Here is a 10,133-nt window from a genome sequence, read left to right as displayed (position 1 = left end):
GGCCTGGGCGCCGACCTGGGTCGTCGGGTCCAGCGGGTCGCCCTGTTTGATGGCTTCGACGCGGGCGATCGCCTTCTCGATGAAGGCCTCATAGATGTCTTCGTGGATCAGGGCGCGGCTGGGGCAAGTGCAGACCTCGCCCTGGTTGAGCGCGAACATGGCGAAGCCTTCCAGGGCCTTGTCGAGGAAGGCGTCGTCGGCGTCCATCACGTCCTTGAAGAAGATGTTCGGCGACTTGCCGCCCAGCTCCAGCGTCACCGGGATGATGTTCTGGGTGGCGTATTCCATGATCTTCTGGCCGACGGCGGTCGAGCCGGTGAAGGCGATCTTGGCGATGCGCGGGTTGGTGGCCAGCGGCTCGCCGACCTCGATCCCCGTGCCCGAGACGATGTTAAGCACGCCCGGCGGCAGGATGTCCTGAATCAGCTCCATAAGCAGCAGGATGGAGGCCGGGGTCTGCTCGGCCGGCTTCAGCACGATGCAATTGCCTGCCGCCAGCGCCGGGGCGATCTTCCACGCCGCCATCAGGATCGGGAAGTTCCACGGAATGATCTGACCGACCACGCCCAGCGGCTCGTGGAAGTGATAGGCGACCGTGTCGTTGTCGAGTTCCGAAATGCCGCCTTCCTGCGCCCGGATGCAGCCGGCGAAATAGCGGAAATGGTCGATGGCCAGCGGAATGTCCGCCGCGAGCGTTTCACGCACCGGCTTGCCGTTATCCCAAGTCTCGGCCTCGGCGATGGCCTGCAGATTCTGCTCCATGCGCTCGGCGATGCGGTTCAGGATCAGGGCGCGCTGGGCGACGCTGGTCTTGCCCCAGCCGTCCCTGGCCGCGTGGGCGGCGTCCAGCGCCAGCTCGACGTCGGCCGCGTCCGAACGAGCGATCTCGCACAGGACGCGGCCGTTCACCGGGGAGGTGTTCTCGAAATAGCGGCCGTTGACCGGCGCGACCCACTGGCCGCCGATGAAGTTGTCGTAGCGCGCCTTGTATTTCGGCGTCACGGCGCGGACGAATTCGGGTTTGGTCATGGGAACGGCCTCCTTGCGGTTTCCTCGGGCGCCGATTGTCGGCGTCGTTTGAGGCAAGGTCGGTGGGTCTGACGGCCCGTTCCAGACGCCGCCCGAATGGTGCGGCGCACACCTGTCGCAGACTTGCGACAGTTTCCGTCGGCATCGGTCAGTTCAGATCGATCAGACCCAGACGATGCAGCTTGCGGTGCAGGGTGGCGCGGCTGACGCCCAGCGCCCGCGCCGCCGCCGAGACATTACCCCCGGTGCGGGCCAGGGCGCGGCGCACCGCCCCGCGCTCAGCCTCCAGCAAATCAACCTCGGCTCCGCCCGGCGTCAGCAGGTCGGACGCGGGCAACTGAGCCGCGATCCGCTCGTCGGTGATGGACAGGGACAGACGCGCCGCCCGTGTGGCGCCGACCACGAGATCGTCCCGGTCCACGGCCAGAAGGGCGGCGGCATTGCGCTCGCTGACGCCTCCCGCCAACACGATGCGCGCATCGGCGAAGGCCTGGCGGAAGGTCTGGGCCTCGATCGCCCGCGCCGCATCGGCCACGGCCGCCGAGATCAGCCCCAGGATGGCCTCGGTCGCGTCGGCCCGGCAGGACGAGACGTCCAGCGCCCCGGCCAGCCGCCCCATGTGGTCATGGATCGGGTGGGTGATGCAGCTCAGCCCGGTGTTGCGGGCGTGGAAATGCTGTTCGCGATGGATGGTTACGGCCCGATGCTCGGCCAGGGCCGTGCCGATGCCGTTGGTCCCCTCGACCGCCTCGGACCAGACGGCGCCGGGCCACAGGCCCCAGCGGTGGAAGGTGTCGTCATCCGCCGCCGCCCCGCGTCGCTCGACCGGCACGCCCTCGGCGTTGGTCAGCAGGACGCAGCACCCCACGCCGCCGACGGCCAGAAACAGCCGGTCCAGCACGCCCTCGGCCGCGCGCGTCAGCGGCTCCATCGCCTGGCGCGCCTCGCGCAGCTGTTGTTCGGTGATGGTCTCGACCGCCCCATGCTCGCCAGGGTCCAGGCCGTACAGGGTCACGGACCGACGCCACGATGCGGCCAGGGCCGAGCGCGCGCCAGCGCCTTCGTCATCCAGCGCCTGACGGATCAGGCTGGCGTGTTCATGTCGCACTCTATCGCCCATGGCCGCAGCCTCCCAGGGTCAAGGTCGAGCGATCAGACCCCCAAGAACGCCGAGCGTCAATGCGACCTTTGCTCTAGGTCTCGGCCCGCTCGAACAGGCTGGCCATGTCGACGCGGCGGCTGAGCAAGCCTTCCAAAGTATAGCCGTCCAGCACCTTCATGAAGGCGGCCAGGGCCTGATGCAGGGCGCCTGTGAGACCGCAGGCCGGGGCGATGATGCAACTGCCGCAATCGACCAGGTCAAAGCCGTCCTCGGTATGGCGCACCACGGCGCCGACGTTGATCTGATCCGGCGGACGCGCCAGCCGCACCCCGCCGAACCGGCCGCGCACGCTGACCAGATAGCCCGCATTCACCAGGTCGCTGACCACCTTCATCAGATGGTTCTGCGAAATGCCGTAGGCCTGGGCGATCTCGGCGATCGAGCACAGCCGATCCTGCCGCGCGCCCAGATAGAGCAGCACCCGCATGGCGTAATCGGTGTAGCGCGTCAGGCGCATTCAGCCTCTCTGGAGCCGCTTACGGCAGTCACTCGATCAGCGCGTCATCGCGCCGCAGAAAATTATATGCATCCTCGTTGCATGTTTCAAACGCGGGCTATAGATGCATTATCAATGCATCAATGGAGCGAAGGCGATGAACGGCCGCTCGCATAGCCAGCAACCACAGCCGACGGACGGCGCCGCGCCGCCCGCGCCCTACCGCTCCACCCCGGTGTTCGACGCCGCCACCCTGCCTGCCGCCCTTCGAGCCGATCACAGCCTCAAGGCCGGAACCTGGGGCCTAATCCAGGTGCTGGAGGGCGAGGTCCGCCTGACTTATAGCGACCCGCACCTGACCATGATCCTGAAGCCCGGAACGCCGGGCCGCATCGGGCCGCAGCAGGTCCATTTCGTCGAGCCGCTGGGGCCGATGAAGATGCGCGTCGACTTCTTTGACCGGCCGCCCGACGGCTAGGGCGCGACCTCTCTCTTTTCCTTCCCTCTCACATCGCAACGCCTAGGAGTTTCCTGATGGCTCAAGCCCTCAGCGAGCGCACGATCGCGCTTGTCAAAGCCACTGTTCCCGCCCTCGAGGCCCACGGCCTCGACATCGTGCGCGAGATGTATTCGCGGATGTTCCAGAACCCCGAGATCCGCGATCTGTTCAACCAGTCGCACCACGGCGACGCCGGTTCTCAACCACGCGCCCTGACAGGGGCCATCCTGGCCTACGCCGCCAACATCGATAACCTGGGCGCCCTGGCGGCCGCGGTCGAGCGCATCGCGCAAAAGCACGTCGGGCTGCAGATCCTGCCCGAACACTATCCCCACGTCGGCGCCGCCCTGCTGGGCGCCATCGCCCATGTGCTGGGCGAGGCTGCGACCGAGGAGATCATGACCGCCTGGGGCGAGGCCTACTGGTTCCTGGCCAACATCCTGATCACCCGCGAGGCCGCCATCTACGAAGACCTGGCGGCGGCCAAGGGCGGCTGGAACGGCTGGCGCGCCTTTGAGGTGATCGAGGTGCGCCCCGAAAGCTCGGTCATCACCTCCTTCGTGCTGAAGCCCAAGGACGGCGGCCCGGTGTTGCGTCACCGGCCGGGCCAGTACCTGACCTTCTGGTTCGATGTCCCCGGCCATCCGCCGATCAAGCGCAACTACTCCATTTCCTGCGCCCCGAACGACGAGACCTATCGCATCTCGGTCAAGCGCGAGGACAAGGGCCTGGCCTCGGGCTGGCTGCACGACAACGCCCGTGTCGGCATGGTGTTGAAGGTCGGCGCCCCGGCGGGCGACTTCTTCCTGCCCGAGACGCCGCAGCGCCCGGTCGTCCTGCTGTCCGGCGGCGTCGGCCTGACGCCGATGGTGTCGATGCTCGAGACACTGGTGGCCGAGAAGGCGGACACCGAGGTTCACTATGTCCACGGCGCCTATGACGCCGGGGCGCACGCCATGGGGCCGCACATCCGCGCCCTGACGGCGGCCCATCCGCGCGCGCGCAGCACCGTCTTCTATGAAGCGCCCGCCAATGACGGCGACGGCCATGACCACGCGGGACGCATCTCAGGCGCCTGGCTGAGCCAGCAGACGCCGATCCAGGAGGCCGACTACTATCTGTGCGGCCCGCGCCCCTTCCTGCGCGCCCTGGTGTCGGACCTGCGCGACGCCGGCGTCCCGGCCGACCGCATCCACTATGAGTTCTTCGGCCCGGCGGACGAAATCCTCGCCGCCTGAGATTCAGAGCTGTCTGGGCCGCCCAAGAGGCGGCCCGGTTTGCTTCAGTCCTGCTCGGTCGCCGCCAGGCGGGCGGGCTCGACGCGGTGCGTCACCATGCGGCGATGCAAGTCGTTGATGACCCCGCTGCCCGTCTTGACGCACAGGCCAGGAAACACCGCGTGGACGAAACAGGCCAGCGAACCGACGAACATGGCCGCACCGAACGAGGCGGCGACGCCCATGTGCTCCGTATAGCTCTCTCCGACCGAGGCCGGGTGATCGACGAACAGACGCTTGAGCATGAACCCTCCGCTACAGGCGGAAGAGGGTATTCCGATTACCAGAGAGGATCATTCTCGTTCACACTCTGAAATCAGCCCAAAAGGAGAATATTATTCTCTTTCATCAGAGCGGAAGAGCCGTAGTGAACTTGATCTGCTCCATGGCGAAGCTCGAGGAGACGTCATCCAGCGGAGCGATGGCGATCAGCCGGCGATAGAAGCGGTCATAGGCGGCGATGTCCTTGACCAGCACCTTGAGCAGATAGTCGACCTCGCCGCTCATGCGATAGAATTCCACCACCTCGGGCAGGGCGGCGGCCTGCTTGAAGGTCTCCAGCCATTCGGCGTCGTGCCGCCGCGTCTTCACCGAGACGAAGACCACCAGCGGCAGGTCCAGCGCCTCGCGGTCCAGCAGGGCCACGCGCGCAACGATGATCCCCGTATCCTGCAGCCGTTTCACCCGCTTCCAGCACGGCGTCTGGGACAGCCCCACCCGCTCCGCCAGTTCGGCGATGGGAACGGTGGCGTCGTCCTGCAGTATGGCCAGCAGGCGGCGGTCGATGGCGTCCAGTCCGCTCATGTCGCGGCCCTCCCCGGCCGTTCCAGGCGTCGCCTCAGGCCGTCAGGGCGCGGGGCAGTTTGAATGTCACGGTCTCGCGGGCGCCGTCGTCCTCGGTGACGGTCACGTCGAAACGAGCGCGCATCGCCTCGATCACCCCCTGCACCAGAGGCTCCGGCGCCGAGGCCCCGGCGGTCAGGCCCACCGTCTCGACCCCGTCGAACCAGCTCCAGTCCAGATCGCCCGCGTCATCGACCAGGCGCGCGTCCCTGGCCCCGGCCTTCAGCGCCACGTCCACCAGACGCGCCGAGTTGGACGAGTTCTTGGACCCCACCACCAGCACCAGGCCGCAGCCCTCGCCCAGCCGCTTGACCGCCTCCTGACGGTTGGTGGTGGCGTAGCAGATGTCTTCCTTGTGCGGATCGGGCAGTTCGGGGAAGCGCCGCTTCAGCGCCGCCAGAATCTCGGCCGTGTCGTCCACCGACAGCGTGGTCTGGGTGGCGTAGGCCAGCGGCTGGTCGCCGGGCCGCTGGAAGGCTTCCGCATCCTCGACCGTCTCGACCAGGCTGATGGCGCCGGCAGGCAGTTGCCCCATGGTGCCGACGACCTCGGGGTGGCCCGCATGGCCGATCAGGATGACGTGGCGGCCCGCCGCGAAATTCCGCTCGGCCTCAACGTGGACCTTGGACACCAGCGGACAGGTGGCGTCCAGAAACAGCATCTCGCGCGAACGCGCCGTGGCAGGCACCGACTTGGGCACGCCGTGAGCGGAGAAGACGACAGGCCGGTCGTCCGGACACTCGTCCAGATCCTTGACGAAGACCGCGCCCAGTCCTTTCAGCCGGTCGACGACGTGACGGTTGTGAACGATCTCGTGGCGCACATAGACGGGCGCGCCGTATTTCTCGATCGCGCGCTCGACGATCTGGATGGCCCGGTCCACCCCGGCGCAGAAGCCGCGCGGCGTGGCCATGCGGACCGCCAGAGGGCGAGGTTGAAAATCTGAGGGTGATACGGGCGCGTTCATGGGCCGGAACCTAGTCCTTCGCGCGCGCGCTCGCCACCTTCATCGCCAAGGGATGCGCGCGCCGTTTGCCGCGCCTCGCTTTAGCCGCTATCACCACCCAGCGTGGCCCGTTCGGGCGTCTGATCGGCCCCGCCTTCATCGACTGCCGGAAAGCTCCTGATGCGTCGCGTCCTGACCGCCCTCGCCGCCTTCTCCCTCGCGGCTGCGCTGATCCCTCACGCCGCCGCGGCCCAAAGCGGTCGCCCCCAAGGCGGCCAGCAGGGCGGCCAGAAGGCCGAACAGGCGCCGGCGCGCCCCATGCGCATCGCGCCGCTGAGCCGTCGCGCCAACGCCGGCCCCTGCCCCTATGTGAAGATTCTCTACGACGCGGCCCGCTTCGTCGAGCTGTCCAACTATGAACAGCCCACGACCACCGGCGTCGGCTTCACGGGCGAGATCGAAGGCGTCAGCTCCGACTGCGTCTATCGCGAGTCCGATCCGATCCGTCTGGACGTCAACCTGCTGTTCAGCCTGGGCAAGGGCCCGCTGGCCGAGGGCGACGCCCGCACCTATCGCTACTGGATCGCCGTGACTGAGCGGAACTCCGCCGTCCTGGCCAAGGAATATTTCGACCTGCCGGTTACCTTCGGCGGCGCCGACCGCACCCAGGCTGAAGCCAGCCAGACCATCATCATCCCGCGCGCCGACGCCACCACCAGCGGCGGCAATTTCGAAGTCCTGATCGGCTTCGACGTCACGCCGCAGATGGCCGAGTTCAACCGATCGGGCAGCCGCTTCCGCCCGACAGCAGGCCAGCAGACCAACTAAGACATGACCGACCTCAAGACTTCCCTCAGCGAAGCGGTCGGGGCCGCCTTCGCCGCCGAAGGCGTGGACCAGACCCTGGCCCGCGTCACCGCCTCCGACCGTCCCGACCTGGCCGACTTCCAGTCGAACGGCGCCCTGGCCGCCGCCAAGGCGCTGAAAGCCAATCAGCGCGAACTGGCCGCCAAGGTCGCCGAGCGCCTGGCCGCCGATCCGCGCCTGTCGTCGGTCGAGGTCGCCGGCCCCGGCTTCATCAACCTGAAGCTCTCTGACGCCGCCCTGTCGCAGCGCGCCGCCGAGGTCGCCGCTGACGAAACCCTGGCCGGTGCCTCGCTGAACACGCCCTCGCGCAAGGTCGTCATCGACTACGCCGGTCCCAATGTGGCCAAGCCGATGCACGTCGGCCACCTGCGCTCGTCCATCATCGGCGAGAGCCTGAAGCGCCTGTTCCGCTTCCGCGGCGACACCGTCTGGGGCGACGCCCACTTCGGCGACTGGGGCTTCCAGATGGGCCTGCTGATCACCGCCTGCGGCGACGAAGGCCTGGCCATGCCCTTCATGGCCGACGGCGACGGTCCCTTCCCCGCCGACAGCCCGGTCACGCTGGAGGACCTCGAACGCCTCTATCCCCAGGCCGCCGCCAAGGCCAAGGAAGACCCCGCCTTCCGCGACCGCGCCCGCAAGGCGACCGCTGAACTGCAGAACGGCCGTCCCGGCTACCGCGCGCTGTGGGCCCACTTCGTCGCCGTCAGCCGCACCGCGCTGAAGCGCGAGTTCGGCGCCCTGGACGTCACCTTCGACCTGTGGAACGGCGAGAGCGACGCCGATCCCCTGATGCCGGAGATGCTGGCGCACCTGAAGGAGACCGGCCTCCTGGTCGAGGACGACGGCGCCCAGGTGGTGCACGTCGCCAAGCCCGGCGAGACCCGCAAGAAGAAGCTGGCCGACGGCTCGGTCATCGAGGCCCCCAGCCCGCCGCCCCTGCTGGTGGTGTCGTCGGAAGGCTCGGCCATGTACGGCACGACCGATCTGGCCACGATCCTCGACCGCCGCAAATCCATCGACCCCGACCTGATCCTCTACGTCGTCGACGAACGTCAGGCCGAGCATTTCGAACAGGTCTTCCGCGCCGCCTATCTGGCCGGCTACGCGCCCGAGAAGTCGCTGGAGCACCTCGGCTTCGGCACCATGAACGGCGCCGACGGCAAGCCGTTCAAGACCCGCGCCGGCGGCGTGCTGAAGCTGCACGACCTGATCACCATGGCCACCGACAAGGCGCGCGAGCGTCTGAAGGAAGCCAAACTCGGCGACGATCTGCCGGAAGCCGAGTTCGAGGACATCGCCCGCAAGGTGGCGGTGGCGGCGCTGAAATTCGCCGACCTGTCGAACAACCGCACCACCAGCTACGTCTTCGACCTCGACCGCTTCATGAGCTTCGAGGGCAAGACCGGCCCTTATCTGCTGTATCAGGCGGTGCGGGTGAAATCCCTGCTGCGCAAGGCCGCCGATCAGGGCGTCGAGACCGCCCCCATCGTCGTCGCCGCACCGGCCGAGCGCGACCTGGCCCTGACGCTGGACGCTTTCGACGCCGCCACGGCCGACGCCTACGACAAGCGCTCGCCCAACCTGATCGCCGAGCACGCCTATCGGCTGGCGCAGAGCTTCTCGAAATTCTACGCCGCCTGCCCGATCCTGGTCGCGCCCGACGCCGCCACCAAGGGCTCGCGCCTGGCCCTGGCCGCCGCCAGCCTGCACCAGCTCGAACAGGCGCTGGAGCTGCTGGGCATCCAGACGCCCGAGCGGATGTAAGGTCTGCTTCCTTCTCCCAATGGGAGAAGGTGGCCCGAAGGGCCGGATGAGGGTCGACGCTTTCAGTCGGCGTGAGCCGTAGCGCTACGGCTTACGCCGACAGACGCCGCAGCCCCTCACCCTTTCGCCTAGCGGATCACTCCGCTCTCCGAGGCTCAAGCCCTCTCCCGCCGGGAGAGGGTCTCGGCAGATGACGCACAGGAGCGGGTTCGCTATGCTCCCGTCTTGCTACGGAGCCTCCCCTTATGTCCCTCGACGCCTTCATCGCCGGCCTGCCCAAGGCCGAACTGCACCTGCACATCGAGGGCTCGCTCGAGCCCGAACTGATGTTCGAACTGGCGCAGCGCAACGGCGTCGCCATTCCCTACGACAGCGTCGAGGCCGTGCGCGCGGCCTATGACTTCTCGAACCTGCAGGACTTCCTCGACATCTATTACGCGGGCGCCGCCGTGCTGCTGACGCGTCAGGACTTCGAGGATCTGGCCTTCGCCTATTTCCAGCGCGCCGCCGCCGACAATGTCCGCCACGCCGAGATCTTCTTCGACCCCCAGACCCACACCGACCGGGGCGTGCCCTTCGCCGTCGTGGTCGAGGGCCTGATCGCAGGGATGGACCGGGCCAAGAGTGAGCTGGGCGTCACCAGCGGCCTGATCCTCAGCTTCCTGCGCCACCTGTCGGAAGACGAAGCCTTCGCCACGCTGGAGGCCGCCAAGCCCTATCTGCACCATTTCATCGGCGTCGGACTGGATTCCTCCGAGGTCGGCCACCCGCCATCGAAGTTCCAGCGCGTCTTCGCCGCCGCCCGCGAACTGGGCCTGAAGCTGTGCGCCCATGCGGGCGAGGAAGGCCCGCCCAAATACGTCCGCGAGGCGCTGGACCTGCTGCACATCGACCGCATGGACCACGGCAACCGCTCGATGGAGGACGAGGCCCTGATCGCCCGTCTGGCCGCTGAACAGATGACGCTGACGGTCTGCCCCCTGTCGAACCTGAAGCTGTGCGTGGTCAAGGATCTGAAGGACCACCCCGTCCCCGAAATGCTGCGTCGCGGCCTGCACGTCACCCTGAACTCGGACGACCCCTCCTATTTCGGCGGCTATGTGAACGCCAACTACAGCCAGTTGGCTGAGGCGGTCGGCCTGACGCGCGAACAGGTGACGCAACTGGCGAAGAACAGCTTCGAGGGCAGCTTCCTCAGCGACGCCGACAAGGCAGCACGGATCGCCGAGGTCGAGGCCTACGCGGCGGCGAACTGAGGCGTCCCACTCCCCCGCGCCGTCATCCTCGGGCTTGACCCGAGGATCCAG

At 67.6% G+C, this 10,133-nt stretch carries 11 protein-coding genes; 5 read left to right on the top strand and 6 right to left on the bottom strand.

Annotated elements, in window-relative coordinates; genetic code table 11:
* The 3 genes from FM111_RS05425 to FM111_RS05415 all read right to left on the bottom strand — a co-directional run.
* Nucleotides 1-1,029 (bottom strand): aldehyde dehydrogenase family protein (locus FM111_RS05425; RefSeq protein WP_087139767.1); only part of this gene is annotated, 1,029 nt, incomplete at its 3' end.
* A 148-nt stretch (nt 1,030-1,177) separates the two neighbouring features.
* Nucleotides 1,178-2,149: a GAF domain-containing protein gene (locus tag FM111_RS05420; RefSeq protein WP_087139765.1), complete on the bottom strand. Its 972-nt coding sequence runs from the start codon at nt 2,147-2,149 to the stop codon at nt 1,178-1,180.
* 73 nt (nt 2,150-2,222) lie between these two features.
* Nucleotides 2,223-2,648 (bottom strand): RrF2 family transcriptional regulator, encoded by a 426-nt coding sequence (locus tag FM111_RS05415; protein ID WP_087139763.1) that lies wholly within the window; start codon nt 2,646-2,648, stop codon nt 2,223-2,225.
* 136 nt (nt 2,649-2,784) lie between these two features.
* Here FM111_RS05415 and FM111_RS05410 point away from each other — a divergent pair, with 136 nt between their 5' ends.
* Both FM111_RS05410 and hmpA read left to right on the top strand, forming a co-directional pair.
* Nucleotides 2,785-3,105: a DUF1971 domain-containing protein gene (locus FM111_RS05410; RefSeq protein ID WP_087139768.1), complete on the top strand. Its 321-nt coding sequence runs from the start codon at nt 2,785-2,787 to the stop codon at nt 3,103-3,105.
* A 56-nt stretch (nt 3,106-3,161) separates the two neighbouring features.
* Nucleotides 3,162-4,364 (top strand): NO-inducible flavohemoprotein, encoded by a 1,203-nt coding sequence (hmpA, locus tag FM111_RS05405; RefSeq protein WP_087139761.1) that lies wholly within the window; start codon nt 3,162-3,164, stop codon nt 4,362-4,364.
* A gap of 44 nt (nt 4,365-4,408) precedes the next feature.
* Here hmpA and FM111_RS05400 read toward each other — a convergent pair whose 3' ends face one another.
* The 3 genes from FM111_RS05400 to ispH form a co-directional block, all read right to left on the bottom strand.
* Nucleotides 4,409-4,648: a DUF6356 family protein gene (locus FM111_RS05400; RefSeq protein ID WP_087139760.1), complete on the bottom strand. Its 240-nt coding sequence runs from the start codon at nt 4,646-4,648 to the stop codon at nt 4,409-4,411.
* A gap of 103 nt (nt 4,649-4,751) precedes the next feature.
* Nucleotides 4,752-5,207 carry an Lrp/AsnC family transcriptional regulator gene (locus tag FM111_RS05395; RefSeq protein ID WP_087139758.1) on the bottom strand — a complete coding sequence of 152 codons (456 nt, stop codon included), beginning with the start codon at nt 5,205-5,207 and terminating at the stop codon, nt 4,752-4,754.
* Nucleotides 5,208-5,241: 34 nt separating this feature from the next.
* The gene (gene ispH, locus FM111_RS05390) at nt 5,242-6,213 is read right to left on the bottom strand and encodes a 4-hydroxy-3-methylbut-2-enyl diphosphate reductase (protein WP_087139757.1); all 972 of its coding nucleotides are present in this window, start codon (nt 6,211-6,213) and stop codon (nt 5,242-5,244) included.
* 159 nt (nt 6,214-6,372) lie between these two features.
* On the opposite strand from ispH, the gene FM111_RS05385 reads away from it, so the two are divergent.
* The 3 genes from FM111_RS05385 to FM111_RS05375 all read left to right on the top strand — a co-directional run bounded on the left by FM111_RS05385 (nt 6,373) and on the right by FM111_RS05375 (nt 10,082).
* Nucleotides 6,373-7,020, top strand: a complete 648-nt coding sequence (locus FM111_RS05385) for a Tat pathway signal sequence domain protein (RefSeq protein WP_087139755.1) — start codon at nt 6,373-6,375, stop codon at nt 7,018-7,020.
* A gap of 3 nt (nt 7,021-7,023) precedes the next feature.
* On the top strand, nt 7,024-8,826 hold the full coding sequence (gene argS / locus FM111_RS05380) for an arginine--tRNA ligase (protein ID WP_087139754.1): 1,803 nt from the start codon (nt 7,024-7,026) through the stop codon (nt 8,824-8,826).
* Between the two features lie 245 nt (nt 8,827-9,071).
* The gene (locus FM111_RS05375) at nt 9,072-10,082 is read left to right on the top strand and encodes an adenosine deaminase (protein ID WP_087139752.1); all 1,011 of its coding nucleotides are present in this window, start codon (nt 9,072-9,074) and stop codon (nt 10,080-10,082) included.
* Nucleotides 10,083-10,133: the final 51 nt, after the last annotated feature.

This window comes from Brevundimonas diminuta 3F5N (assembly GCF_900163625.1).
Taxonomy (GTDB): domain Bacteria; phylum Pseudomonadota; class Alphaproteobacteria; order Caulobacterales; family Caulobacteraceae; genus Brevundimonas; species Brevundimonas diminuta_A.
The sequence above is the reverse complement of the archived record's forward strand: the minus strand, read 5'-3'. Positions and strand labels throughout refer to the sequence as shown.